Consider the following 26,416-nt stretch of genomic DNA (forward strand, 5'->3'; position numbering starts at 1 on the left):
TGTATCGAATGGCCAGCATTGGCTAAGGTTCCAGCATTGCCAGGGAGAGCTGTATGACAACCGTCATTTTACCCGCGGTTCCGAGAGTCCTGATTGCCGAGGCCGACCCTTGGTCCCGGGATTTGCTCAAGGAAGTGTTGTTGAGTGTACGCTGCGATGCGCGGCTGGATCTGTGCGCCGATGGTCGGCAGGCCTTGGAGTTGCTGGCGGACAACCCCTATGACCTGGTGATCGCCGACTGGGAGTTGCCGGGTGTCGATGGCCTGAATGTGCTGCGCAGCATCCGCCAGCACAAACGCAATCCACCCATGCCGTTCATTCTGATGAGCAGTCGCAACGACAGCGCCAGCGTGCGCGAGGCCTTGCCGCTGGCTCCGGCCGCATACCTGACCAAGCCCCTGAACATGCAAAGCCTGACTCAGCGGTTGCAGGCGTTGCTGCTGAACGCTGGCGAAGAAGTCTCATGCGAAGTGCCGGCGCTGGCGCCGGGCATGACATTGTCGGTGTATTTGGAGCGTCGACGTGAATTGGCTGACGGCGCGCCATTGATGACCGACGTGCAAGTGGCGGTCAAACGCAGCCTCAACCCCAATGGTCTCGACCTGACGGTGCTGGAAGACGAAATCCGCACCGATCCGCAGGTTACCGCTGTGCTGATCGCCGCTGCCAACAGCGCGGCCCAGCACCACGGCGCCGCGGTGCAAACCCTGTCCCAGGCACTGCATCGCCTGGGTACCGGGCAGAGCATGAACCTGATTCTCGGGCTGGCGCTCAAGCGCAGTGCCCGGCTCAGCGATCCGCAATTGGCCGACTATGCCGAGCGTAACTGGGAACTGTCCCTGCACACCGCCGAATACGCACGAACCCTGGCGCGCTTGCTCGATCTGGATCAGGAGCGCTGCTATTGCGCTGGCATGTTGCATCGTCTCGGCGATCTGGCATTGCTGCGCTGTCTGCAGGAATGGAAACAGGCCGGCGGCGAACTGGACGAGCAGGAGGAAGTGGGCGAAGTGCTGGCTGAGTTTGGCGCGGCCTATGGTTCGGCCCTGCGTACGCGCTGGCGTCTGCCGCTGGAGTTGCGGGAGCTGATTGCGGCGGCCTACCAGCTCGGTGGCGGGGTTTACTCGCGCGAAGCGCTGGTGATGAACATGGCGGCGCAGATGGCACGCCTGACCGAGCATGAGGGCATCGAGGCGCTGGCGAAGAGCCGGACGGCGCGGCTGCTCAAGATCGGCTTGCCGGAGTTGATGCGTTTGCGCAAAAAATAAGATCGACGAAAAACCTGTAGGAGCTGGCTTGCCAGCGAATCCAGGCAACGAGGTGTGTCAGATATACCGCCTTCGCTGGCAAGCCAGCTCCTACAGGGCCTTAGGCGGTGACAATCCGGTTCTTGCCGTCGCGCTTGGCCTGGTACATCGCGGCATCCGCCCGGGAAAACAGGTTTTCCACGTTTTCGTCCGCGGCGGTCAGGCTGGTCAGGCCCTGGCTGACGGTGATGCCGAACGTTTGGCCTTCATGGCTGAAACGCAGTCGCTGAATCTGCAGTTGCAAGCGTTCCGCCACTTGCAGGGCCATCTGCGGTGTACAGCCGGGAAACACCGCCGCGAACTCCTCACCGCCAATGCGCCCGAACAGGTCGCCACGGCGCAACGCGGCGCGGCCGCTATCGGCAATACGTTGCAGCACGTTGTCGCCTTCCTGGTGGCCGTAGGTGTCGTTGATTATTTTGAAGTTATCGATGTCCAGCATCAGGAACGACAGCGGCTCGCCCTGTTGCCGGGCGTGGGCGAACGCGCGGTGGGCGCATTCGAAGAAGTGCCGGCGATTGCTGCTCTGGGTCAGGGCGTCGGTGGTGGCCAGGCGGTGCAGTTCACTTTCCATCCGCTTCTTGTCGGTGATGTCTTCGGCGATGCCGACGATGATCACCGGTTCCCCCGGCTCGGCCTGGCGGTTGATGTAGCATTTGTCGCTGAGCCAGCGCACCTGGCCGTCGGCGGCAATGATTCGATACTCGCGGTCTTCCACGGCGCCTTTGTCCAGCACTTCGGCCAGGCTGCGTTCGGCATAGTCCAGGTCGTCGGGATAGATGTTGTCGCGCCATTGATCGCAGTTGGCCAGCAGCAGATTGGCCGAACGGCCAAAGATCCGTTCATAGGCGGGGCTGACGTAAAGCACCCGGCGGGTTTCCCAATCGAATGCCCACAGCACCGCGTTGACGCTCGCCAGCAAGGTGTTGAACAACTGCTCGCGTTCGCTCAGTCGTGCGACTTCGCCTTGGGCGTGCATCAGCGCCATCAGGGTCTGCGCGGCCTCGGGCCAATGGGTCGGAGATGAGTCTTGCAGGTTTTTTTGGGCCATCGACACAAATCTCAAAGGGCATGCCGCGTGTTCGATAACGGCCATTACCAAGCCCGCCGGGGATGGCGAAGTGTCTTTGAGATAGGTGTTTTTAGATGAAGTTCCCGCCTTTTGTGGCTAGGGAACCGGCTCCCGCCGGGCGGTACTGGCGATGCTTTTTTGCGGCCACCAATCAATGTGGGAGCGAGCAAGCTCGCTCCCACAGGTGCAATCAGACAGCGGCAGGGCGCAGGGAGTAAGTCTTCAACTGATCGGCGAAGTCGCGCAGCGATTGAATCCCGCTGGCTTCGGCTTCGTGTACCCAGTCCTTGATGGCCGCCAGCATGTCGTGGCCATTTGAGCTGGTCTTGACCCAGATCTGCTGCAGGGCCAGGCGTTTCTCGTAAATTACCTTCAGCGCCTGACTGTGCTCGAGCATGTTCTGGATGCGTACATGGTGTTTGTCATCCAGCAGGCTGGTCTCCCGCGAAAGCAGGCGTTTGGCCCGGTGGAACTGGTGACGTACCGAGTGATCGACCTTTTCCAGCTCTTGTTTGACCAGCGGGCCGATCACCAGTTTTCGGTACTGGGCCATGATCTGGAAGCGGTTGTTGAGGATCGCCATGGCGGTGTCCATGTCCAGATTGCCCTTGCCTTCGACGCGATGGGCGATCGGCGCAACCCGTTGAACCTTGGCCAGGCGCAGGAAACTGAAGACTTGAATCCACGCCCAACCCAGGTCGAATTCCCACTTCTTCACCGACAGTTTTGCCGAGTTAGGGTAGGTGTGATGGTTGTTATGCAGTTCTTCGCCGCCAATCAGGATGCCCCACGGCACCAGGTTGGTCGCCGCATCGCGGCATTCGAAGTTGCGGTAGCCGATGGCATGACCCAGGCCATTGACCACGCCGGCGGCCCATACCGGGATCCACATCATCTGGATAGCCCAGATGGTGATGCCGATGGTGCCGAACAGCAGCAGGTCGATAACGCCCATGATGGCGATGCCCAGTAGCGGATAGCGGCTGTAGAGGTTGCGCTCGATCCAGTCTTCGGGGCAGTTCTTGCCGTAGATACGCAGCGTCTCGGGGTTTTCCGCTTCGGCGCGGTACAGCTCGGCGCCTTTGCGCAACACCGTGGACAAACCCTTGATGACCGGGCTGTGCGGGTCATCGACGGTTTCGCATTTGGCGTGATGCTTGCGATGGATGGCGGTCCACTCGCGGGTGTTCTGCGCCGTGGTCAGCCACAGCCAGAAACGGAAGAAATGTTTAAGGCCACCATTCAGCTCCAGGGAGCGATGGGCCGAGTAACGATGCAGATAGACCGTGACGGCAATGATCGTGACGTGGGTCATCAGCAGGGTGACTGCTACCAGAGACCAGGGCGACAAGCCAAGAAAACCTTCGTACCACATAGGCTATAGGGCCCTCGATAAAGAAAAAACAGCCATTGCATTATCACTAAGCCCACACAGAAAACCAGTCGCCCTTTCAGATAAGAGTGGCTGGATGTGTCTTTAAACTATAATCCCCTCCTATTTGTCGGGACATGGATCGTCGGATGTCTGCCACCTATCGCGATGCCTTGCGCACAGCGCTGCTCTATCTGTTGCTTTCTGTGGTTTGGCTACAGATCAGTGGCTATTTATTGAACAGTTTCTTCGATAGCTCTGCCGAGCGACTGCGATGGCAACTGATCAACGGTTATGTTTGGGGGCTGTTCAGCACCGGGTTGATCTTCGTTGCCCGGGCGCGGCTGCTGCGGTGTCTGGGGATCGGCGCCACATTGCACGAACGCAATACCAATCGCGAGCGCCTGCGCCAGGCGGCTGCTGTTTTTGACTGTACCCGCGAAGGCGTGCTGGTCACCGATCGGGAAGGCGTGATCGTCCATGTGAACCGGGCCTTTATGGAAATCACCGGTTACGGTTGTGAGGATGTGCTCGGACAGCGCCCCAATATGTTCAAGTCCGGACGTCATCCATCTGACTTCTATCAGGCAATGTTCGCTACGCTTGAACGCACAGGGGAGTGGAGTGGGGAAATCTGGAACCGGCGCAAAAGCGGCGAAATTTACCCGCAATGGCAGACGATCCGCCTGATCCATGATGACAATGGCCAGCCGAGCCAGTACGTGGCGGTGTTTTCCGATATCAGTGCAATCAAGGACTCCGAACACGAACTGATGCGCCTGGCGCACCACGATCCGCTGACCGACCTGCCGAACCGCCTGCTATTCACCGACCGCACCGGACAGGCCCTGGCCTCGGCGCAGGTCCACAAGCGTGGCTGCGCGCTGCTGATGATCGATCTCGATCACTTCAAGATGATCAACGACAGCCTTGGGCACACCATCGGCGATCAGTTGCTCAAGGCGGTGGCTGAACGCCTGGGCGCCATGTTCGGCACGGGCATCACCCTGGCGCGATTGGGTGGGGATGAGTTCGCCGTACTCGCCGAAAGCTGTCCGCAATTGGTTCAGGCCGCTGCGTTGGCCCAGCGGATCATCGACGGCCTCAAAGCACCCTTCTCTATCGATGACCATCAGTTGTTCATCAACGCCAGCATTGGCATCAGCCTGTTCCCCAGCGATGCCTTGAACATCGAGCAACTGCTGCGTAATGCCGACTCTGCGCTGTTCAAGGCCAAGAGCACGGGGCGCAATGATTATGCCCTGTACACCGAAGAGCTGACGGCCCACGCCCAGCAACGGGTCGAGATCGCCTCCGAGTTGCGTCGCGCCCTGAACCGGCAAGAGCTGCGGGTTTATTACCAGCCGGTTCACGACCTCAAGAGCAGTCGCCTGATTGGCGTCGAGGCACTGGTACGTTGGCAGCACCCGCAGCGGGGATTGGTGTCGCCGGCGGAATTCATTCCGGTCGCCGAGCGAACCGGTCTGATTGCCGAAATCGATGCCTGGGTGATGCGGCAGGCGTGCCGGCAGATGTGCCAGTGGCAGCAAGACGGGGTGGCGCTGTCCTTCGTCGCGGTAAACGTTTCTTCGCGCCTGTTCGCCCGTCGTGAGTTGTATCGGCAGGTGGCGCAGGTCCTGCGGGAAACCGGGCTGGATCCGGCGTTTCTGGAGCTGGAAGTGACCGAAAGCGCGGTGATGGAGGACCCGGAAGTCGCGCTGGAGCAAATGCATCGCCTGCGCGAGTTGGGGGTGCGCCTGGCCATCGACGACTTCGGCACAGGTTATTCATCGTTGTTGCGACTCAAGCGTCTGCCGGTGCAGAAGCTGAAAATCGACCAGGGCTTCGTCGCTGGATTGCCGTGGGATGAGGATGATGCGGCGATTTCACGGGTAATCATTGCCCTGGCGCAGAGCATGGGCATGCAGGTGCATGCCGAAGGGATCGAGCAGATCGAACAGGCGGCTTTCCTCCTCGAGCAGGGATGTGATTTTGGTCAGGGTTACTGGTTCGGACGGCCGGTGCCTGCGGCGCAGCTGAATTGGATGCATGCGCCGGTGATTGGAACAGTTACCTCACTGCCCCGGTAATACACAAATCCTGTAGGAGCGGGCTTGCCCGCGAAGAGGCCGGTACATTCAACTTCATTGTCGCCTGACAGTCCGTCTTCGCGGGCAAGCCCGCTCCTACAGTTTTTTTGTGTGCTTGAAAGAGGGTGATTCACCTCAAGCCCTTGTCCCTTCAATTAATCTCTTCTGGTTATATAAACATTCTTAAATAGTCTTTTTAAGAATATCAACACCTCTCTAGTATTGCTCTCACGCCGCAAGCAGTGCCGACACTGCGAGGCAACCTCTCAGTTGAAGGAGCAGCAATATGAGCGCATCCCTGCGAAGCGTCGACGGTCAAGACGAAGCCACCATCCTGCGTGAAATCCAGAGTGCCCTGCGCGACCTGCGCTTTGGCGCCGTGGAAATCACCGTGCACAACGCCCAGGTGGTGCAGATCGAACGCAAAGAAAAATTCCGCTTGCAGCAGCCGGGCAACAAGTCGGGCTGAAAAAGATCGCAGCCTGCGTCAGCTCCTGCACAAGCACGCAATCACCTGTAGGAGCTGCCGAAGGCTGCGATCTTTGAACCGGCAACGCGATTCCAGAAATCCATAAAAAAAGCCAACAAGCCAAGAATTCCAGGAGCTTTCACCATGTCGTCGATTCGCCACTTCGCTTTGGCCGCCCTGGCCAGCGCCCTTTTTGCCGGTTCCGCGGTAGCCAAGGATTACGAGCTGCTCAACGTGTCGTACGACCCGACCCGCGAGCTGTACCAGGACTACAACGCCGAATTCATCAGGTTCTGGCAGAAGGATCATGCCGGCGACACCGTTAAGGTCCAGCAATCCCACGGCGGTTCGGGCAAGCAAGGCCGGGCGGTGATCGATGGCCTGCGTGCCGACGTCGTGACCCTGGCCCTGGCCGGTGACATCGACGAAATCGCCAAGCTCGGCAAGACCCTGCCGGCGGACTGGCAAAAACGCCTGCCGGACGCAAGCACGCCTTACACCTCGACCATCGTGTTCCTGGTGCGCAAGGGCAACCCCAAAGGCATCAAGGACTGGGGCGACCTGGTCAAGAATGACGTCTCGGTGATCACACCGAACCCGAAAACCTCCGGCGGTGCGCGCTGGAACTTCCTCGCGGCCTGGGCCTATGGCCTGAAAGCCAATGGCGGCGACGAAGCCAAGGCCAGGGAATACGTGCAAACCCTGTTCAAACACGTGCCAGTGCTGGATACCGGTGCTCGTGGTTCGACCATTACCTTCGTCAACAACGGTCAGGGCGACGTGTTGCTGGCCTGGGAAAACGAAGCCTTCCTGGCTCTGAAAGAAGAGGGCGGTGCCGAAAAATTCGACATCGTCGTGCCTTCGCTGTCGATCCTCGCCGAGCCACCCGTAGCGGTAGTCGACAAGAATGCCGAGAAAAAGGGCAACGAGCAGATCGCCGAAGCCTACCTCAAGCACCTGTACAGTCCGGTCGGCCAGGAAATCGCGGCGAAGAACTTCTATCGTCCACGTGACAAGGATGTGGCCGCCAGGTACGCCCAGCAGTTCCCGAAACTGGAATTGGTGAGCATCGACAAGGACTTCGGCGGCTGGAAAGCCGCACAGCCGAAATTTTTCAATGACGGCGGGGTGTTCGATCAGATCTACCAGGCGCAGTAACCTGGCTTAAGCTGCATAAATGCAGGAGCGGCGCACCGCCGCTCCTACATGAATCGCGGTGATCTGAACAAATTTTAACCAAGGACTTTTATGTCGCGTCGTATCTCCCCCGTCATACCCGGCTTCGGGCTGACGCTGGGCTACACCTTGGTGTACCTCAGCCTGATTGTGCTCATACCACTGGCGGCGATGTTCGTGCACGCCGCTCAACTCACCTGGGATCAGTTCTGGGCAATCATCTCGGCACCGCGGGTGCTGGCCGCGCTGAAGCTCAGCTTCGGCACCGCCCTGTGTGCCGCGATCATCAACGGCATCATCGGCACGCTACTGGCCTGGGTATTGGTGCGCTATACCTTCCCGGGGCGCAAAGTCATCGACGCCATGATCGACCTGCCGTTCGCATTGCCCACGGCAGTGGCCGGTATTGCGCTGACGGCGCTGTACACCCCTACCGGCCTGGTTGGCCAGTTTGCAGCGGATCTGGGTTTCAAGATCGCATACAGCCCCTTGGGCATCACCCTTGCCCTCACTTTTGTGACACTTCCATTCGTAGTACGTACCGTACAGCCAGTATTGGCGGATATCCCCCGTGAAGTCGAAGAAGCGGCAGCGTGCCTGGGTGCAAAACCGTTGCAGGTTTTCCGTCATATCCTGCTGCCGGCACTGCTGCCGGCATGGCTTACCGGTTTCGCGTTGGCCTTTGCCCGCGGGGTCGGCGAGTACGGTTCGGTGATTTTCATTGCCGGTAACATGCCGATGAAAACCGAGATTCTGCCGCTGCTGATCATGGTCAAGCTCGACCAATACGATTACACCGGCGCGACCTCCATTGGTGTACTGATGCTGGTGGTTTCCTTCGTCCTGTTGCTGCTGATCAACTTGTTGCAGCGGCGCATCGAAACCCCATAAGGAGGCGGCACCCATGTCCCAATCGTCCATTGCTGCCGCTTCCTCGAACGCTGCCCGTCGTGGCAGCGCGACTTCGCGGCGAATCCTGATCGGCCTTGGCTGGCTGATTTTTGCGCTGTTTCTGCTGCTGCCGCTGTTCATCGTGGTGTCCCAGGGCCTGAAGCTCGGCCTCGGTGCGTTTTTCACCGCGATCTTTGAGGCGGACGCGCTGTCGGCACTGAAACTCACGGTCATCGCCGTACTGATCTCCGTGCCGCTGAACCTGGTGTTCGGCGTCAGCGCGGCGTGGTGCGTGAGCAAGTACTCGTTCCGCGGCAAGAGCATGCTGGTGACTTTGATCGACCTGCCGTTCTCGGTATCGCCGGTGATTGCCGGTCTGGTCTATGTGTTGATGTTCGGCGCCCAAGGTCTGTTCGGCCCTTGGTTGCAGGACCACGACATCCAGATTGTCTTCGCCCTGCCGGGCATCGTGCTGGCGACGATCTTCGTTACCGTGCCGTTCGTGGCGCGGGAGCTGATCCCGCTGATGCAGGAACAAGGCACCCAGGAAGAGGAGGCTGCGCGTTTGCTCGGGGCCAACGGCTGGCAGATGTTCTGGCACGTCACCGTGCCCAACATCAAATGGGGCCTGATCTACGGCGTGGTGTTGTGCACCGCGCGGGCCATGGGGGAGTTCGGTGCGGTGTCGGTGGTGTCAGGGCACATTCGCGGGGTGACCAACACCCTGCCGCTGCACGTCGAGATTCTCTACAACGAATACAACCACGTGGCCGCGTTCGCCGTGGCGAGCCTGTTGCTGATCCTGGCGCTCTTCATCCTGCTGCTCAAGCAGTGGAGCGAAAACCGTATCAACCGCCTGCGCGCCAGCGCCGCGGAGGAATAATTCATGTCGATCGAAGTGCGTAACGTCAGCAAGAACTTCCATGCCTTCAAGGCGCTGGACAACATCAGCCTGGATATCCAGAGCGGCGAACTCGTCGCGTTACTCGGTCCGTCGGGCTGCGGCAAGACCACGCTGCTGCGGATCATCGCCGGTCTGGAAACCCCGGACCAGGGCAACATCGTGTTCCACGGTGAAGACGTTTCCGGCCACGACGTACGTGATCGCAACGTCGGTTTCGTGTTCCAGCACTATGCCCTGTTCCGCCACATGACAGTGTTCGACAACGTCGCGTTCGGCCTGCGCATGAAGCCGAAAAACCAGCGCCCGAGCGAAAGCCAGATCGCCACCAAAGTTCACGAACTGCTGAACATGGTGCAACTGGACTGGCTGTCGGATCGCTACCCGGAACAGCTCTCCGGCGGTCAGCGTCAGCGCATTGCCTTGGCCCGGGCGCTGGCAGTGGAGCCGAAAGTGCTGCTGCTCGACGAACCTTTCGGCGCCCTCGACGCCAAGGTCCGTAAAGAGCTGCGCCGATGGTTGGCGCGCCTGCACGAAGACATCAACCTGACCTCGGTGTTCGTGACCCACGACCAGGAAGAAGCGATGGAAGTCGCCGACCGTATCGTGGTGATGAACAAGGGTGTGATCGAGCAGATCGGTTCACCGGGCGACGTCTACGAAAACCCGGCCAGCGATTTCGTCTACCACTTCCTTGGTGATTCGAACCGTCTGCACCTGGGCGAAGACAACCACGTGCTGTTCCGTCCGCACGAGGTGTCGCTGTCACGTCATGAACTGGAGGATCACCACGCGGCCGAAGTGCGGGATATCCGTCCGTTGGGTGCGACGACCCGGGTGACGCTGAAGGTCGAAGGGCAGAGCGATCTGATCGAGGCCGAAGTGGTCAAGGATCACGACAGCCTGATCGGGTTGGCCAAGGGCGAGACGCTGTTCTTCAAGCCGAAGGTCTGGCAGAAAGTCGCCAACATCTAAGGCAAAAGCATCGCGAGCAAGCTCGCTCCCACAGGGGGTCAATGTACGCCATAGATCTACTGTGGGAGCGAGCTTGCTCGCGATTGCTATCTAAGCAGCTGCACGCTTCGGATTGACCCGCACCCCACCCGCCCGCGCCTCGATCTGCTCTTTGAGCTCATGCCGCATCCCCAGCAGGAACGCCAGCTCGGCCACCACGAACAACGGCCCGACAATCAACCCGGTCACGTCATCGACAAATGCCGGTTTGCGCCCTTCGTAGTGGTGACCGACAAACTGGATCGCCCAACCGACCACGAACATCGCCACGCCGCTGCTCAACCAGACCAGCGTGCTTTGCTGCGCGAGCACATGACCGGCCCAGACACTCAGCCCGAGCAACACCGTCATCAACACGCCCAGGCGCCATTCCAGGCGCAGGTAAAACCACGCCGATGCCAGCGAGACGAGCACCGCCGGTGACAGCCACACGCCCCCCATCGCCCACTCCGGCCGCGACAGCAACACCGCGACGGCGACTACGATCAGTGGAATGCCGATAAAGTGCGAGGCGATGTTGCGTGGGTCACGGTGGTAGGCGGCGTATTGACTGAGGTGGTCGACGAGGCTTTTCATTGTTGTTCTCCTGTGGGGTGATCGATCATGCCCCGGGGCCACTTCCCGCACTGTCAGCCAGGCGACAATCTCTAGGAGTTTTCATGGATATGCAGGTCTGGCGTCCACGCCTGATGAGTGGTCAGTGGTTCAGCCATTTGCCTGTTTCCCTACAGGATAGTTTGCTGTCGGTGGCCAGGGTGCGGCGCTTGTCACCGGGCCAGCGGCTGTTCAAGCGTGGCGATCCGCCCTGTGGCCTCTACGCGATGCTTGAAGGCACGGTGCGCGTCGGCGCCGTGAGCGAGCAGGGCAAGGAAGCCTTGTTGAGCCTGGTGGAACCGTCGCACTGGTTCGGGGAAATCGGCCTGTTCGATGGCCAGCCACGCACCCACGATGCCTACGGCGTGGGCCAGTGCACGCTGCTGCACATTCCTCAGAACACCTTGCTGGCGCTGCTCGACGAGTATCCGCAGCACTGGCGGCAACTGGCATTGCTGATGAGCCAGAAATTGCGCATGACCTTCATCAACCTCGAACAACTGAGCCTGTTGCCGGCCCCGACACGGCTGGCGCACCGCTTGCTGATGATCGCCGAAGGCTATGGCGAGACCACCCCACCGCGCCGTGTCCTGCAACTGCCCCAGGAGCAGCTTGCCGCCATGTTGTCGCTGTCACGCCAGACCACCAACCAGATCCTCAAGGAGCTGCAGGGGCAGGGGATCATCGGGCTGAGTTACGGCGAAATCGAAATCCTCGATGCTGTCCGGTTGCGGGAACTGGCCACAGTCTGACACTCGACGCATATCCCTTGTGGGAGCGAGCTTGCTCGCGATGACGGTGTGTCAGTCTCCAGGTGTGTCGACTGACCGTCCGCTATCGCGAGCAAGCTCGCTCCCACAGGAGATCTGGGTGAATCAGAGATTTGTGATCACCGAAAAAACTGTGAGAGCGGGCCCGCTCCGGGCGGCGTTCCGACGATGGGGCCAATCAGCCAACTCATCTTGCGAATCAATCAGCGCAACCCGTCCCGAAACTGCCCCGGCGTCATCCCGGTCCAGCGCTTGAACGCACGGCTGAAGCTGCTGGTATCGGCAAACCCGAGCAGATAACTGATCTCGCTGAGCGAAACCTGCGGGTCACGCAAGTGCAGCAGCGCGAGGTTTTCGCGGCTTTCGTTGAGTAGCGTATCGAACCGGCAGCCTTCATCGGCCAGGTGCCGTTGCAGGCTGCGCAGGCTCAGGTGCAGGGCCTTGGCGATGTGTTCGGCGCTGGGTTCGCCTTCGGGCAGTTGTTCTTCAATGGCGTCGCGGACCTTGCGCTCCCAGGTCAGCGGCTTGAGTTGCGCCAGGGTGCGCTTGAGCACGGTTTCGTTGTGTTCGGCCAGCTCCGGGTTAGCGTCGTCCAGATGGCTGTCGAAGTCGACGAGGGCGAATTCCAGTCGATCCTCGTCGGCGCCGAAGTGCAGGGGCGAGCGAAAGACTTTATGCCATTGGTGCGCGTCCGCCGGCTCCGGGCGGCGCAGGTAGGTCGCCAGCGGCGCGTAGTCGCGGCCCAGGCGATTGCGGCAGGTGCGCACGTAAATCGCCATGAACGCATCGATGGCTTCGAAGGCAGGGGCCGGGTTGCCAGCGGGGATTTTCAGACGGAAACAATAGCGATCTTCGGTGCGGGTCAGTTCCAGTTCCAGGGCATCGCTGACCACCTGGTGATAGCGCACGATGCGCTCGAACACTTCCCGCAGGCTGCCGCTGGCCACCAGCGCATAACCCAGCGCATGGAAAGTGGTCGGGCTGACGAAACGCGAAACCCGCAAACCGATCGCCGGGTCGCCGCTGACCTGCACCGCCAATTGCCACAGGTGTGTGGTGCCCGACAGCGGGTAGCGCGCGTTCGGGTCGTCCATCAAATTTGGGTCGAGGCCAGCTTGCTGGCACAGGGCGGTGCTATCGATGCCCAGGGCATCGAGTTGCTTGCGCAGCGCGCGAGTCCAGCTGGCGAGGGAGGTCGGTTCAGTCATGCTGATTGGCGCTTCCGGTCAACAGGTTGGCGTTCTCGGCTACCGCATTGCGAGGGTTCGCAAGGCAGGATGCAACCATCGATAATCAGAGGATGGAAGCATGGACGGTACTTCTGCAAGCCCCCAACGACTGAATGCAGCCCAACGATCAGCTCATATCCGTGAAGTGGTGCTGGCCAGAGGCGTCGAGCTGCGCGAGCAATACCCGATTCTCAAGCATCAGGACGCCATGGGCGCAGGCATCCTGACCGTTGCCATCGCCGGTATGGTTGGTTCTGCGGCGCTCTACATGACGGGGCACATGGCGTGGTGGGCATGCCTGCTACTCAACGCGTTTTTCGCCTCGCTGACCCATGAACTGGAACACGACCTGATCCACAGCATGTACTTTCGCAAGCAGAAGGTGCCGCACAACCTGATGATGGGGCTGGTGTGGCTGGCGCGGCCGAGCACCATCAATCCATGGATTCGCCGCCATCTGCACCTCAATCATCACAAGGTGTCGGGCTCCGAAGCCGACATGGAAGAACGCGCCATTACCAATGGCGAGCCATGGGGTATCGCGCGATTCTTGATGATTGGCGACAACATGATGTCGTCGTTCATCCGCATGCTGCGGGCCAAGGCCTGGGCGCAAAAGATCAGCATCGTCCAGCGCACGCTGAAGGTCTACGCACCGCTGGCGCTGATGCATTGGGGCGCGTGGTACGTGTTTCTCGGCTTCCACGCAGCGAACGGCATTGCGCATCTGATGGGGGCTCCCATCGAGTGGTCGGCGACCACGTTGTCGGTGATGCAGGTGGTAGACATCGCGGCGGTGGTGATCATCGGCCCGAATGTGTTGCGCACGTTCTGCCTGCACTTCATCAGCTCGAACATGCACTACTACGGTGACGTGGAACCGGGCAACGTGATGCAGCAGACCCAGGTGCTGAACGCATGGTGGCTGTGGCCGTTGCAGGCGTTCTGCTTCAATTTCGGCAGCAGCCACGGCATCCATCACTTTGTGGTGAAAGAACCGTTCTACATCCGCCAGTTGACCGTGCCGGTGGGGCACAAGGTGATGCGCGAGATGGGCCTGCGGTTCAATGATTTCGGCACGTTTGCGCGGGCTAACCGGTTTGAGCGCAGGGAAGAAGTGGTCGGGGAGAAGGTGCGTACAGCCCAGGCTTAAGGGTTGTCTGTAAGGGCCTCTTCGCTGGCAAGCCAGCTCCTACAGTGGATGTGCGTTGAACACAAAATTTGTGTTTGCCACAAATTACTGTAGGAGCTGGCTTGCCAGCGAAGGCGATAGTTCAGGCAGTACTAATCCGGCTGAAACGGCGACTCACTCAATATCACCCCAGTCTCATCCACATACCGCTGCCAATGCCCGATCAAGGCACCAAGCTTCTGCGGTTGGCTCGACGCCAGGTCATGAATCTCCCCCGGATCATTGCCCAGGTCATACAGCTGCCAGGTCGCCGGCCCGACCGGTCCCGGGATGTACACCGCCTTCCATTGCCCCTGTCGAATGGCCCGTCGTCCGAACAATTCCCACCCGGTCACGGTGTGCTCGTCATGCACCTGCGCTGTCTCGCCCGACAGAAACCCCAGCCACGATTTACCGCGGATTTGCGCCACGGGTTTGCCATGCCACTGCTTGCCCGGATGGCGCACACCGGCGAGGTCGAGAATGGTCGGCGTGATGTCCATCACGGTGCCGAAACCGTGGCTGATCTGCCCCTTGAGCGGCAGCTGCGGATAATGCACAAGCGCCGGCACGCGAATCCCGCCTTCGGTGGTGAAGGCCTTGAACAGCCGCGATGGCGCGGTCGCCACTTGCGCCCAGTTCGGCCCATACCAGACGTAGGAATTGGCGCGGCCGATGTTGTCCAGGCTGTTGTCGTAATGCTGATTGAGATAGGTCAGCAACTGCGGGCCGAATTTCGGGAAGGCTTCGAGCAGTGCGCCTTCGGCTCCGTTGTCGGACATGAACAGGATGAAGGTGTTGTCCAGTTGTCCTTGTTGGCGCAGGTAATCGACGACGCGGCCTATGTTCCAGTCCATGCGTTCGACCATCGCTGCATACACCTCCATGGCCCTTGCGGAGATCTGCCGTTGCTCATCGCTCAAGGCATCCCATTGTGCGGTCAACTGGATCAACGGATGGGGCTCGACATCGGCCTCGATCAGCCCCAGTTTTTTGAGTTTTTCCAGGCGCTCGATTCGCAGTGCTTCAGGGCCAGCGTCATAGCGCCCGCGGTATTTTTCCACCACCTCTGCCGGCGCCTGCAACGGCCAGTGCGGTGCGGAAAAAGGCAGATAAGCGAAGAACGGCCGGGTTTGGTCGCGCTCCTTGAGGTATTGCAGCAGCTTGTCGCCGAAGGCATCGGAAGAATAAAAATCCTTGGGCAGTTCGTCGATGAATTGGTCGTCTTCGATGTACAGCGCCGGGGTGGATTTCAGCAGCCGTGGCGTCGTTTCATCGTAGGTCGGCTCGAAGCCGTAATGGTTAGCCGCGCCGGGCAACAGCGAAAACGACCGCTCGAAACCCCGGGCGTGAGGCGCCAGTTCTGCGGTCAGGCCCAGGTGCCATTTACCGCTCATCAAGGTCTGGTAGCCGGCCTCGTGCAGCAGCTCGGGCAGGGCGACCACGCGATCGTTCAGGTGCCCTTCGTAACCCGGTTTGCCGATCAGGTCCGGGGTCAATGCTTCGGCCATGGTGCCGATGCCGGCGATGTGGTGATCGGTGCCGGTGAGCAACATCGACCGGGTCGGTGAGCAGGTTGGTGCGGTGTGAAAGTCGGTCAGGCGCAAACCATTGTTGGCCAGTGCATCGAGGTTCGGTGTATGGATTTCACCACCGAAGGCGCCGAGGTCGGAAAAGCCCAGGTCATCGGCCAGGATCACTAAAAAATTGGGACGTTGCGGCATCAGGCATTTCCTTTTTCAGTAGGCAATGAAGGACAGCGGCAAATCACGGACCTGTACCGGCACAGGGGGCTGGTAGTGATCGTCGCTGGTGAGTTCGTGAAGCAGTTCTTCGCGCAGTTGGTGGAAGTCGAAGCTGCTGCGCTGGCGCGGATGGGGCAGGGCAATCTCGACCACTTGCTTGATGCGGCCGGGGCGCGGTTCCATCACTACTACGCGGTCGGCGAGAAAGATCGCTTCCTCGACATCATGGGTGACCAGCACGGTGGTGATTTTTGCCCGGGCGCGGATCGCCAGCAGTTCGTCCTGCATCTGCTGGCGTGTCAGTGCATCGAGGGCGCCGAAGGGCTCGTCCAGCAGCAGAATTCGCGGGCTGGCCACCAGGCCGCGAGCAATCGCCACGCGCTGCGCCATGCCGCCGGAGAGCTGATGCGGATAGGCGCGGGCGAAGTCGCCGAGGCCCACCAGTTCGATGAAATCAGCGATGCGCTTGTGCTTTTGTGCAGCGCTCAGTGGCTCATTGACCAGGCCCAGGCCGATGTTGTCGGCCACGCTCAGCCACGGGAACAAGCGGTGCTCCTGAAAGACGATGCCGCGCTCGCCGCCGATGCCGGTGACGGCTTTACCGTCGACGCGGATCTGCCCGCGAAACTGCGTGTCGAGGCCCACCAGCAACCGCAGCAAAGTGGATTTGCCGCAACCGCTGGAACCGACGATGGCGACGAACTCACCCTCGACGATGTCCAGGTTGAATTCGCGAATGGCCTCAAGTGTGAAGCCGTCGACATCAAAGCTTTTGCCTACGTGATTGAAGCTGACAATCGGTGCGTTCATGCGTGTCTCCAGCGAGTGGCGCGGATTTCCAGGCGTTGGCCAATGAGGTTGAGCAGGGCGCCGGTCAGGCCCACCAGCAGCATGCCGGCCATGATCAGGTCCATGCGCAGCAGTTGCTGGGCACCGATCATCTGGCTGCCGATGCCGCCGTTGGACGGCATGAAATATTCGGCGCCGATGGTGCCAAGCCAGGCGTAGATCAGGCTCAGCCGGAGTCCGGCGAAAATTCCCGGCGCCGCGCCCGGCAGCACCAGTCGACCGAGACGCTGACGCAGATTCAGGCGCAATACTTGCGCGGCCTCGTTCAGTTGCGGTGACAGGTGGGCGACGCTGCGTTGGGTGGCGATGAACAACGGGAAAAAGGCGGCGAGGGCAACGAACACCCACTTGGTCAATTCCCCCAGACCGAACCAGGCAGTGAGCAGCGGCACCCAGGCGAAAATGGCGATCTGGCGGATGGCGGCGAGGGTTGGGCCGAGCACGCGTTCACTGGTGTGCGACAACCCCAGCAGCAACCCCAAGGCAAACCCGAGCCCGCCGCCGAGCAGCAATCCGCCAAGGGTTCGGCCCAGGCTCAGGGCCATGCCGCCAAGCAGTGTGCCGTCGAGCAATCCATCCTTTGTGGTCTGCAGGACGGCCAGCGGGCTGACCAGAATGTTCGGGTCAATCCACTGCTGATCCGAAGTCAGTTGCCACAACGCCAGAAGCGCCAATGGCAGCAGCCACGGTTGCAGGCGTTGCCAACCTTGATAGCGTGGCCCACGACGGATTTCGGCGGTGGCCGGGTGCGGCCAATGCACCAGTTTCCTGTCCAGCAGACCGATACCGCGATCCATCGCCACGCCGATCAAGCCGATCACCACAATGCACACGAACACGATGTCGAGCATGAACAGCTGCCGCGCCCAGACCATCAGGTATCCGATGCCTTCGCTGGACGCGAGCAGTTCGACAGCCAGTAGCGAGGTCCAGCCGGCAGCCAACGCAAGGCGCACACCGGCCATGAAGGCCGGTAGTGCAGCAGGCAGCACCAGGCGTCGGATCAACAGATGCCTGGGCAGGCGCAACACGGCGGCGGCCTCGCGCAGCCTGGGTTGTGCATCGCGCACGCCGACCAGTGTATGCAGGGTCACCGGCACCACGATGGCCTTGATCAGCACCACCAGTTTCAGCACCTCACCGATGCCGAAAAACACCATGAACAACGGAATCCAGGCCAGGGTCGGGACTTGCGCCAACCCGGCGAAGATTGGAAATACCAGACGCTCCAGTCGACGACTGAAACCCAGTGCCGCACCCAAAACCGCGCCAGTGCCGATCCCGGCCAGCAGCCCCCAGAACAAGCGTTGCAGGCTGATCCACAAATGGCTCCACAACTCACCTTGGAACAATTCCAGCGCGCTGTTCCAGACCAGGGTCGGCGCCGGCAGGATCTGCTCACTCATCCAGTGATAGCGGCTGGCGAGCCACCAGAGCGAAAACAAACCGACTGGCAATAACCACGGTAGCAACCGCTGGCCCAGCCGTGGCCACAGCAACTTGCCGTTAAGCGGTGGTGCGGCAAGAGGTAGGCTGAGAAGAGAAATACGGGCCATGGGTGACCTCCGTTGTCGGGTTGCAATGCAAGCCTGCTTTTTGTGGGAGCGAGCTTGCTCGCGATGAGGGCGTGTCAGGCGGCTTATGTGCTGGATGAGACACCGCCATCGCGAGCAAGCTCGCTCCCACAGGGGTACAAGGCGTATGCAAAATTGATCTATAAAAATTCAAATCAATACTATTTAGAGATAAGAGAAGCCATTTATGGCCTCCCTAAGCCTCCGCATCCAATGCCTTCGAAGAATATTTTCGATGCCGTTCCTGCATACCTGGCCAAGAGGCCCGGAAGCATTGATATAGATCTAAATGGTCTAAAAATGTGAATTTATAGTATTTAAGTGTTGGTTCAACTTCGACCTACTTTCGGTTCCTCAACGCCCGTTGCCCCAAGGAGCCGCACCCATGAACCTTCCTTTCAAACGTGTCATCAGTCTGTTCGCCGCACCGGCCTTGGCGGGCCTGCTGGCTTTCACGGCCAACGCCACTGAGCTCAAGGAAATCCGCATCGCCGTGCCGGACCTGAGTGCCGGTACCCAGCACTCAGGTGGCGGTGTCGTGGATGTGCTGCGTGATCAACAGATCTTCGAAAAGGCTTTCGCCGATCAGGGCATCAAGATTCAGTGGAGCTTCTTCAAGGGCGCCGGCCCGGTGATCAACGAGGCGTTCGCCAACGGTCAGGTTGACCTGGCTTACCTCGGCGATCTGGCGGCCATCATCGGCAAGTCCAATGGACTGGATACGCGACTGCTCAGTGCCTCGGCGCGAGGGGTCAAGCATTACCTCGGGGTGGTGCCAGGTTCGGGGATCAAGACCCTGCAAGACCTCAAGGGCAAACGCGTGGCGATCTTCCGTGGCACCGCCAGCCAGTTGTCCTTCGATGCGGCGCTGGCCAGCCAGGGGTTGAGCGAGAAGGATGTGAAAGTCATCAACCTCGACTTCAACGCGGCGGTCGCAGCGCTGGCGGCGAAGCAGATCGATGCGTCATGGGGCGGTTCCGGGCTGACGGCATTGCAAGCCAAGGGGCTTGCCGAGTTGCCGCTGAGCACCAAGGATCTGGGTGGCGCCGGCAGCGTGCAGGCGGTGCTGATAGGGAGCGGGAAGTTTGTCGATGCGCATCCGGACGCGGTGGCGAAACTGCTCAAGGCCCAACAGCAGGCCGTGGAGTGGCTGACCCAGGACAGCAACAAGGACGCCTACATTCAGCTGGTGTCGGGGCTGGCGAGTTATCCGGCGGTGATCCTCAGTCAGGATCTAAAAGATCAGAAGCTGAGTGAGGTTTTCCCCTCGACACTTGACCCGGTGTTCCTTGGCAAGTTGCAGGATGCAGTGGATCTGGCTTCGCAGCAGAAGCTGATTCGCAAGTCGTTCAAGGTGAGCGACTGGGTGGCGCCGGAGTTGGCTGCTGCCAGGCTCTGAAAATCCAGTGATCTTGAGGACGCCTTCGCTGGCAAGCCAGCTCCTACGAAGACTCCATATATCCTGTAGGAGCTGGCTTGTCAGCGAAGAGGCCATCAAACCGCAACGGCCATCTGCTGCCTGTCCACCGCCACCAACGTCTCGATCATCGCCCGCGCCGCCGGCGACAGCCTGAACCCGGTGCGACTGACGATCCCGCACCGCGCATTCATGCTCTCGATGTTCTGCGGCAAGTTGCGCCAATGCAGTAGCACCAGCGAACCCTGGGCAATGTCCTCGATAAACGCCTCCTCCGTGCCGACGCCAATCGCATTCGATTGCAGCACCACTTTCACCAGCGCCGGGAAATGCTCGGTCTCGATGCTCGGCGAAAAATCCACTCGGCCACTGAGGTTCGCCAGCAGTTTGCGAATGCCTGGCGGGATCATCGTGGTCGCCAGCGGGTAATCGAACATGTCGTTGGTCGACAGGCTCTCCTTGGCCAGCAGCGGGTGCCCTGGCCGGCAGAAAAACACGCCGCGCTTGGGTGTCAAAGCCTGGGTCTGGAAGTTCGGATCGGACTCGAAATGGCGGATGTCGGCGATGAAGAATTCGATCTCTTCACGGCTCAGGGCGCGGCTGAGTTTTTCCCAGTTATCCACCTCGAAACAGGTGCGCACTTTCGGGTGTGCGTTGATGAATTGCGCCACTGCATCCGGCACCAGTTTCACCGCCGGTGCCGGGCCGCAACCGAAGCGCAGTTCGCCGGCATCGAGCTTGGTCATCTGTGTCACTTCGGCATTCAAGAGGGCCGCGCCTTGCACCAGGCTGCGGGCATGTTGCAGCACCACCAGGCCTTCGGGGGTGGGGCGCAAATCCTTGCTGCCACGGTCCACCAGGACGCAGCCGAACTCGTGCTCCAGCCCCTGAATGCTGCGGCTGAAGGCAGGCTGGGTAATGCCCATGGCCTCGGCCGCGCGCACGAAACTGCGGTGTTCGTCGAGGGCGATGAAGTAACGCAACTGGCGAAGATCCATATGCTTTTCCGGCATCCTAAAAATAGCTCGAAGGCATTTGCGACGAGGGTTGACTGAGGTTTTAAATGCAACCTCTTATTCCGTCAACGAAGCATGTAGATATCTATTAGATCTAAATTGAATATAGATAGAGCAGTGTTTCGTGGCCGGTTCAACCGCAAGCAGTCTGATGAGGGTCTACCCATGAGCAATGCCGCTTTCGCAGTACAACCCGCTGTTCACGCGCTTGAAATCCACCCGGTGGCCGGTCGCATCGGTGCCGAAATCCGTGGGGTACAGCTTTCGGGCGAGCTGGATGCCGCCACCGTCGAAGCCATTCAACAGGCACTGGTGCAATACAAAGTGATCTTCTTCCGCGAGCAGACCCAGCTCGACGATCAGCGCCAGGAGGCGTTCGCCCACCTGCTCGGCGAACCGGTGGCGCACCCGACCGTACCGGTGCGCGAAGGCACGCGTTTTTTACTGGAGCTGGACGGTGCCGAGGGCCAGCGAGCCAGCTCCTGGCATACCGACGTGACTTTCGTCGAGGCCTACCCCAAAGCCTCGATCCTGCGCTCGGTGGTGGCCCCGGCTTTCGGCGGCGACACCCTGTGGGCCAATACCGCCACCGCCTACGATGGGTTGTCGGCGGAGCTGCGTGAGCTGGCCGACAAACTGGTCGCCGTGCACAGCAACGAATACGACTACGCAGGCACCAGGCCGGACGTCTCGGCCGAGAAGCTGGAGCGCTATCGCAAGATCTTCACCTCGACCGTCTACGAGACCGAACACCCGGTGGTCCGCGTGCACCCGGTCAGCGGTGAGAAGAGCCTGTTACTGGGGCATTTCGTCAAACGCATCAAGGGCTATCCCCAGGCCGATTCGGCGCACCTGTTCGGCTTGCTGCAAAGCCATGTGATCCGCCAGGAAAACATCGTGCGCTGGCGCTGGAAGGCGGGCGATGTGGCGATCTGGGACAACCGCTCCACCCAGCATTACGCAGTGGATGACTACGGGACTCAGGATCGTGTGGTGCGCCGGGTGACGCTCAAGGGCGAGGTGGCGGTGGGGGTGAACGGGCAAGTCAGCCAGACGGTGAAAGGGCCGGATATCGGCGGCGTCTGAGCTGACGCTATCGCGAGCAAGCTCGCTCCCACAGGGGGTCTTCGGAGTTCACAGGACCAGTGTGGGAGCGAGCTTGCTCGCGATGGCGGCCGGGCAAGCAATAAAGCATTTCTTTTGATCGGGAACCCCGCCTTATGAGTCCGTTGTACCTCGCCCCAACGTCGTCACCCCAACGGCTCAAACGCCTGCCTCTGGCCCTGTTATTGGCAGGAAGCGCCGGCTGGACCCAAGGCTATGCTGCCGACAGCGCCACCCCTGAAACCACCCCCGCAAAATCCGCCACGGCCGACAATGCACAACTGGAAACCGTGACCGTAACCACCCGCCGTCGCGAAGAAAGTTCGCAGGATGTGCCGACACCCATGAGCGTGGTCAGCGGCCAGACCCTGGAAACCCAGCGGGTCTATCGCATCCAGGATTTGCAGCAGCTGGTGCCCAGCGTCAACGTCGCCTACATGCATGCGCGCCAGTCCAGCGTGTCGATCCGTGGCCTGGGCAACAACCCGGCCAGCGATGGCCTGGAGGGCAGTGTCGGGCTGTACATCGACAATGTTTATCTCGGTCGGCCGGGCATGGCCGTGTTCGACCTGATGGACATCGAGCAGCTCGAAGTGCTGCGTGGTCCGCAAGGCACTTTGTTCGGCAAGAACACCACGGCGGGCGTGATCAACATCAGCACCCGTGCGCCGACTTTTACCCCGGAACGCAGCATCGAATCTTCGGTGGGCGAGGACGGATACTTCCAGACCAAGGGCACGATTTCCGGCCCGCTGAATGACGAACTCGCCGGACGTTTTTCTGCATATCGCACCCGCAGCGACGGCGACATCAAGAACGAATTCGACGGCCACGATTTGAATGGCGGCTCGCGCGATGGCTTCCGTGGCCAGTTGCTGTTCAAGCCCAACGAATCATTCAATCTGCGCTGGATCGGCGACTACAACGAAGAAGACTCCAGCGCCGGCACCCGCGTGTTGTTCAGCACCGGGCCGACCATCAATGGCGTCAACCTTTACCAGCGCCGGGCCGATGCGGTGGGCGCGACACTGGTCGACGGCACGCATCGCAAGGTCAACCTGAACGATGACCAGCACGTCACCGTGCACCAGGGCGGTACGTCGGTCGAGGCTAACTGGACACTGCCGAGCGACTTCACCCTGACCTCCATCAGCTCATGGCGCTGGTGGAACTTCACCCCGCGCAATGATGACGGCCTGAACGTATCCGTCTTCCACAACGCCGGCGTGTCGGTGGAGGATAAGCAGTATTCCCAAGAGTTTCGCCTGGCGTCGCCTACCGGTGGATTCTTCGATTACGTGCTCGGCGCCTACTACTTCGGTTCCGACCTGGACAACAAATCCTTCACCTTTTACGGCCCGCAAGCGGACATCTGGAACGGCACGCCCAACGGGGCGCTGAACAACATCGACAGTGTCGGCAACGGTCATATCGAAACCAACAGCTTCGCGCTGTTCGCCCAAGGCACCTGGCACCTGACTGAACGTCTGGATTTCACCGCCGGGTTGCGCGGCACCTATGAAGAGAAAAACGCCAGGGTGACCCGTGATGCACCGGCCGGTGGTGTCGCGGTCACCGGTGCGGCGGCCGCGGCACGACGCGCTCGTGCGGGGGCCTTCGATTCCGGCGATCTGAACCAGTACAGCTCCAGCCCCTCGGGCCTGTTGAACCTCAGCTACCGCCTTACCGACGACCTGCTCACCTACGCCACGTTGTCCCACGGTGAAAAATCCGGCGGGGTCAATCTGGCCGTCGGCACGGCGATGGTGGCCGGCCCCGACTCGCTGCTGATCGGCACCGAGCGAGCCAACAACGCCGAGCTCGGTTTCAAGAGCACGCTGTGGGACCGTCGCCTGCAACTGAATGCCAACGTGTTCTGGACCCAGGTCAATGGCTATCAGACCAACGCCTTCGACGAAGTCAACCGCGTGCAGTTCCTGACCAACGCCGGCTCTGTGCGCTCCCGCGGCGTGGAATTCGAAAGCACCCTGCTTGCGTTGCGCGGCCTGACGCTGAACATCAACGGCTCGTACAACGACGTCAGATACCTCTCGTACAAGGATGCACCCTGCCCACCGGAAGTCAGCCTCGCGCCGGGCGCTCCGGCGTCCTGCGACCTCAGCGGGCATCAGGTGGTGGGCGCTTCGAAATGGATCGGCAACGCCAATGGCGAATACAAGTGGAACCTGAGCAACGGCTTCGAAGAGTACGTCACCGCCAGCTATGCGTTCCGCTCCAAAGCGGTGGGCACGGTGGAAGATTCCGATTTCGGGCAGATTCCGAGTTATGCGGTGGTCAACCTGTCCACCGGCCTTCGCGGCGATTTCAACCAGGGGCAGTGGGACGTTTCGCTGTGGCTGAAAAACGCCTTCGACAAGACCTACTACACGACGCTGTGGACGGCTGCCAACGGCGGTTATGAAGGCCTGCTCGGCACGCCACGGACGCTGGGCGTGACCGGTCGATACGACTTCTAGGAAGGGAGGTTCAGCAATGGGCAATGTCCAGACCGCTGCCAGTGCGTATGAAGTGTTGAGGCACCCGGCACCTGGTGGCGAGTTGGTTGATCTCGGCCGGCCGCACCGCGTGCCCTTGGGCCAGTTGCGTTTGCAGTACGCGCCCAAGGGCATCTTGAGTCGACGGGAGACGATCCTGCTCGGAGTGCTGGCGTTGCTGGTGCATGGCGCGGTGATTTATTGGGTCAATCAGCAGCCGACCACCGTGCTGCCCATCGTGCCACCGCAGATTCCGCCGATGACCATCGAGTTCTCGCGACCGGCGCCACCAGTGGTCGAGCCTCCGCCTGCGCAACCGGTGCAGCCAGTGGTTGAGCCGCCACCGCCCGTGGAAGACGAGTTGGCAGTAAAACCTGCGCTACCTAAACCAGTTCCGAAGCCAAAGCCCGTGGCTAAACCGCTACCAAAACCGGCACCGAAAGCCGTTGAACAACCACCCGCGCCAGCGAAACCGACAGCGCCTGTCGCTGCCCCTGCACCACCTGCACCGTCGGCGCCCGCACCTGTGACACCAGCCTCGGCCACCGCCGGTTACTTGAAAAACCCGGCACCGGAATACCCCTCGCTGGCCCAGCGTCGTGGTTGGGAAGGCACGGTGTTGTTGCGCGTGCAGGTGCTGGCCAGCGGCAAGCCCGGCGAGATCCAGATTCAGAAAAGCAGCGGTCGCGATGCACTGGATGAAGCCGCGCTGAACGCGGTGAAACGCTGGAGTTTCGTGCCGGCCAAGCAGGGTGGTGTCGCCCAGGACGGCTGGGTCAGCGTGCCCATCGATTTCAAGATTCATTAAACCGAAACCAATTTCGCGCTAAACGTTTACACGAGGAATACACCATGACGTTACTGGCATCTCCACTTGAATCCATCGAAAGCGCGGTGATCTGGCTGCTGGTGGTTTTTTCCGTTGCGACCTGGGGGCTGGCATTGCTCAAGGGTGTGCAGTTCGGTCGTCTCAAGGCACAGGATCGAAAGTTTCATCAGCAGTTCTGGGCCGCTTCGAGCCTGGATTCGGCGGCGGAGCTGAGCGAAACCCGGCCCGGCGCGGCAGCCCGGGTTGCACAGGCCGGTTATGCGGCCATCCAGGTGGGCGAGGCGCCGCAGGCGGCGGACTTGAGCCAGGCGATCAATCATCAGGATCGTCTGGAGCGTGCCTTGCGTCAGCAGATCGTGCGCGAGCGTCGGTCGCTGGAAACCGGGTTGGCAGTGGTCGCGAGCATTGGCAGCACCTCGCCGTTCATTGGTTTGTTCGGCACGGTGTGGGGAATCATGGAAGCGTTGAAAGGCATCAGCGCGGCGGGCTCGGCGAGCCTTGAAACGGTTGCCGGACCAATTGGCGCTGCATTGGTCGCCACCGGCGTAGGGATCGCCGTCGCGGTGCCGGCGGTGCTGGTTTACAACTATTTTTTGCGTCGTTTGAAACTGACGGCGGCGGACCTGGATGACTTCGCCCACGACTTCTACAGCCTGGCGCAGAAGAGTTCGTTCCGTGTGTTGATCCACCCGACGGCGCACAAGGCGGCAGCCCAGGGCAATGCGCAGAAAGTGAAGGAGGCGTCCTGACATGGCCTTCTCCACGCAAGACTCTGATGAGGTGCTCAGCGAGATCAACGTGACGCCGCTGGTGGATGTGATGCTGGTGTTGCTGGTGGTGTTCATCGTCACCGCACCGCTGCTGACCAACGCGATACCGATCAACCTGCCCAAGACCGAAGCGGTGGCGCCGGTGGAGCAGAAGGACCCATTGGTGGTGAGCATCGACGGTGCCGGCAAACTGTTTATCAACAAGGACGAAATACAACCGGACTTGCTGGAGTTCAACCTCAAGTCGGCGAAGGCCAAGGATCCCGAGGTGCGCGTGCAGTTGCAGGCGGACGATGGGGTGAATTACGGCGAAGTGGCGCGGGCCATGGCGTCGATCGAACGGGCAGGAATTACCAAGTTGTCGGTGATTACCGCGCGTTAACGGATTTTCGTTTTTCGGGGCCGTCTCCTTGGCAGGGTGCGGCCCTTTTTTTAGGTTCTTCACGGAATCCCGGGAAACACAGAAACAAGAACGCCGATTTGGTTGATGATGTTCGTGCGAGCAAACACATCTAACAAACCGGCGTTCTTATGCGCGATATTAATACTTTCCTTCCTTTT

The 26,416-nt window shown here is 60.5% G+C and carries 23 protein-coding genes; 15 read left to right on the forward strand and 8 right to left on the reverse strand.

Annotation, left to right across the window (positions count from 1 at the left end):
• Positions 1–53 precede the first annotated feature (53 nt).
• Positions 54–1,268: a response regulator gene (locus KGA81_RS26875; RefSeq protein WP_223550131.1), complete on the forward strand. Its 1,215-nt coding sequence runs from the start codon at positions 54–56 to the stop codon at positions 1,266–1,268.
• A 100-nt stretch (positions 1,269–1,368) separates the two neighbouring features.
• On the opposite strand, the gene KGA81_RS26880 is transcribed toward KGA81_RS26875, so the two are convergent.
• Together KGA81_RS26880 and desA are read right to left on the reverse strand one after the other, a co-directional pair.
• Positions 1,369–2,358 carry a sensor domain-containing diguanylate cyclase gene (locus tag KGA81_RS26880; protein ID WP_223550133.1) on the reverse strand — a complete coding sequence of 330 codons (990 nt, stop codon included), beginning with the start codon at positions 2,356–2,358 and terminating at the stop codon, positions 1,369–1,371.
• Positions 2,359–2,569: 211 nt separating this feature from the next.
• Positions 2,570–3,754: a delta-9 fatty acid desaturase DesA gene (gene desA, locus KGA81_RS26885; protein ID WP_223550135.1), complete on the reverse strand. Its 1,185-nt coding sequence runs from the start codon at positions 3,752–3,754 to the stop codon at positions 2,570–2,572.
• Between the two features lie 146 nt (positions 3,755–3,900).
• Between desA and dibA the strand changes: the two genes are divergently transcribed.
• The 6 genes from dibA to KGA81_RS26915 all read left to right on the forward strand — a co-directional run bounded on the left by dibA (position 3,901) and on the right by KGA81_RS26915 (position 10,253).
• Positions 3,901–5,841, forward strand: coding sequence for a phosphodiesterase DibA (gene dibA, locus KGA81_RS26890; RefSeq protein ID WP_223550137.1), 1,941 nt, complete (start codon positions 3,901–3,903; stop codon positions 5,839–5,841).
• Positions 5,842–6,127: 286 nt separating this feature from the next.
• Complete coding sequence (oscA, locus tag KGA81_RS26895) at positions 6,128–6,310, forward strand: sulfur starvation response protein OscA (protein ID WP_056726967.1); 183 nt, start codon at positions 6,128–6,130, stop codon at positions 6,308–6,310.
• 144 nt (positions 6,311–6,454) lie between these two features.
• Positions 6,455–7,468 (forward strand): sulfate ABC transporter substrate-binding protein, encoded by a 1,014-nt coding sequence (locus tag KGA81_RS26900; protein WP_223550139.1) that lies wholly within the window; start codon positions 6,455–6,457, stop codon positions 7,466–7,468.
• A 90-nt stretch (positions 7,469–7,558) separates the two neighbouring features.
• Positions 7,559–8,377, forward strand: a complete 819-nt coding sequence (cysT, locus tag KGA81_RS26905) for a sulfate ABC transporter permease subunit CysT (RefSeq protein WP_223550140.1) — start codon at positions 7,559–7,561, stop codon at positions 8,375–8,377.
• Between the two features lie 13 nt (positions 8,378–8,390).
• Complete coding sequence (gene cysW / locus KGA81_RS26910) at positions 8,391–9,260, forward strand: sulfate ABC transporter permease subunit CysW (RefSeq protein WP_008045439.1); 870 nt, start codon at positions 8,391–8,393, stop codon at positions 9,258–9,260.
• A gap of 3 nt (positions 9,261–9,263) precedes the next feature.
• Positions 9,264–10,253: a sulfate/molybdate ABC transporter ATP-binding protein gene (locus KGA81_RS26915; RefSeq protein WP_223550142.1), complete on the forward strand. Its 990-nt coding sequence runs from the start codon at positions 9,264–9,266 to the stop codon at positions 10,251–10,253.
• Positions 10,254–10,343: 90 nt separating this feature from the next.
• Here KGA81_RS26915 and KGA81_RS26920 read toward each other — a convergent pair whose 3' ends face one another.
• Entirely contained in the window at positions 10,344–10,868 is a 525-nt protein-coding gene (locus KGA81_RS26920; protein WP_223550144.1) for a DUF962 domain-containing protein, read from the reverse strand.
• Positions 10,869–10,951: 83 nt separating this feature from the next.
• On the opposite strand from KGA81_RS26920, the gene KGA81_RS26925 reads away from it, so the two are divergent.
• Positions 10,952–11,638, forward strand: a complete 687-nt coding sequence (locus KGA81_RS26925) for a Crp/Fnr family transcriptional regulator (protein ID WP_223550146.1) — start codon at positions 10,952–10,954, stop codon at positions 11,636–11,638.
• A 221-nt stretch (positions 11,639–11,859) separates the two neighbouring features.
• On the opposite strand, the gene KGA81_RS26930 is transcribed toward KGA81_RS26925, so the two are convergent.
• A complete protein-coding gene (locus KGA81_RS26930; protein ID WP_223550149.1) occupies positions 11,860–12,864 on the reverse strand; it encodes an AraC family transcriptional regulator in 1,005 nt (334 codons plus the stop codon).
• A gap of 100 nt (positions 12,865–12,964) precedes the next feature.
• Here KGA81_RS26930 and KGA81_RS26935 point away from each other — a divergent pair, with 100 nt between their 5' ends.
• Positions 12,965–14,038 (forward strand): fatty acid desaturase, encoded by a 1,074-nt coding sequence (locus tag KGA81_RS26935; RefSeq protein ID WP_223550151.1) that lies wholly within the window; start codon positions 12,965–12,967, stop codon positions 14,036–14,038.
• Positions 14,039–14,169: 131 nt separating this feature from the next.
• Here the strand turns inward: KGA81_RS26935 and KGA81_RS26940 are convergent, their stop codons facing one another.
• Genes KGA81_RS26940 through KGA81_RS26950 form a run of 3 tightly spaced genes read right to left on the reverse strand, consistent with a single transcriptional unit; the run spans position 14,170 to position 18,206 of the window.
• Complete coding sequence (locus KGA81_RS26940; RefSeq protein WP_223550153.1) at positions 14,170–15,780, reverse strand: arylsulfatase; 1,611 nt, start codon at positions 15,778–15,780, stop codon at positions 14,170–14,172.
• Positions 15,781–15,795: 15 nt separating this feature from the next.
• The gene (locus tag KGA81_RS26945) at positions 15,796–16,611 is read right to left on the reverse strand and encodes an ABC transporter ATP-binding protein (protein ID WP_223550155.1); all 816 of its coding nucleotides are present in this window, start codon (positions 16,609–16,611) and stop codon (positions 15,796–15,798) included.
• Positions 16,608–18,206: an ABC transporter permease gene (locus tag KGA81_RS26950; RefSeq protein ID WP_223550157.1), complete on the reverse strand. Its 1,599-nt coding sequence runs from the start codon at positions 18,204–18,206 to the stop codon at positions 16,608–16,610. The genes KGA81_RS26945 and KGA81_RS26950 overlap by 4 nt, the downstream gene beginning before the upstream one ends.
• Positions 18,207–18,609: 403 nt before the next feature.
• On the opposite strand from KGA81_RS26950, the gene KGA81_RS26955 reads away from it, so the two are divergent.
• Entirely contained in the window at positions 18,610–19,623 is a 1,014-nt protein-coding gene (locus KGA81_RS26955; RefSeq protein WP_223550159.1) for an ABC transporter substrate-binding protein, read from the forward strand.
• 95 nt (positions 19,624–19,718) lie between these two features.
• On the opposite strand, the gene KGA81_RS26960 is transcribed toward KGA81_RS26955, so the two are convergent.
• Positions 19,719–20,639, reverse strand: a complete 921-nt coding sequence (locus tag KGA81_RS26960; RefSeq protein WP_223550161.1) for a LysR family transcriptional regulator — start codon at positions 20,637–20,639, stop codon at positions 19,719–19,721.
• 183 nt (positions 20,640–20,822) lie between these two features.
• On the opposite strand from KGA81_RS26960, the gene KGA81_RS26965 reads away from it, so the two are divergent.
• From KGA81_RS26965 to KGA81_RS26985, 5 genes are all read left to right on the forward strand, one after another.
• Positions 20,823–21,743 (forward strand): TauD/TfdA dioxygenase family protein, encoded by a 921-nt coding sequence (locus tag KGA81_RS26965; RefSeq protein ID WP_223550163.1) that lies wholly within the window; start codon positions 20,823–20,825, stop codon positions 21,741–21,743.
• A 134-nt stretch (positions 21,744–21,877) separates the two neighbouring features.
• Complete coding sequence (locus tag KGA81_RS26970; RefSeq protein ID WP_223550165.1) at positions 21,878–24,238, forward strand: TonB-dependent receptor; 2,361 nt, start codon at positions 21,878–21,880, stop codon at positions 24,236–24,238.
• A gap of 16 nt (positions 24,239–24,254) precedes the next feature.
• On the forward strand, positions 24,255–25,064 hold the full coding sequence (locus KGA81_RS26975; RefSeq protein ID WP_223550167.1) for an energy transducer TonB: 810 nt from the start codon (positions 24,255–24,257) through the stop codon (positions 25,062–25,064).
• A gap of 44 nt (positions 25,065–25,108) precedes the next feature.
• A complete protein-coding gene (locus KGA81_RS26980; protein ID WP_223550169.1) occupies positions 25,109–25,834 on the forward strand; it encodes a MotA/TolQ/ExbB proton channel family protein in 726 nt (241 codons plus the stop codon).
• A 1-nt stretch (position 25,835) separates the two neighbouring features.
• Positions 25,836–26,237, forward strand: coding sequence for an ExbD/TolR family protein (locus KGA81_RS26985; RefSeq protein WP_003220570.1), 402 nt, complete (start codon positions 25,836–25,838; stop codon positions 26,235–26,237).
• Positions 26,238–26,416 lie beyond the last annotated feature (179 nt).

The sequence above is a fragment of the Pseudomonas sp. A-B-19 genome, from assembly GCF_019947515.1.
GTDB lineage: Bacteria > Pseudomonadota > Gammaproteobacteria > Pseudomonadales > Pseudomonadaceae > Aquipseudomonas.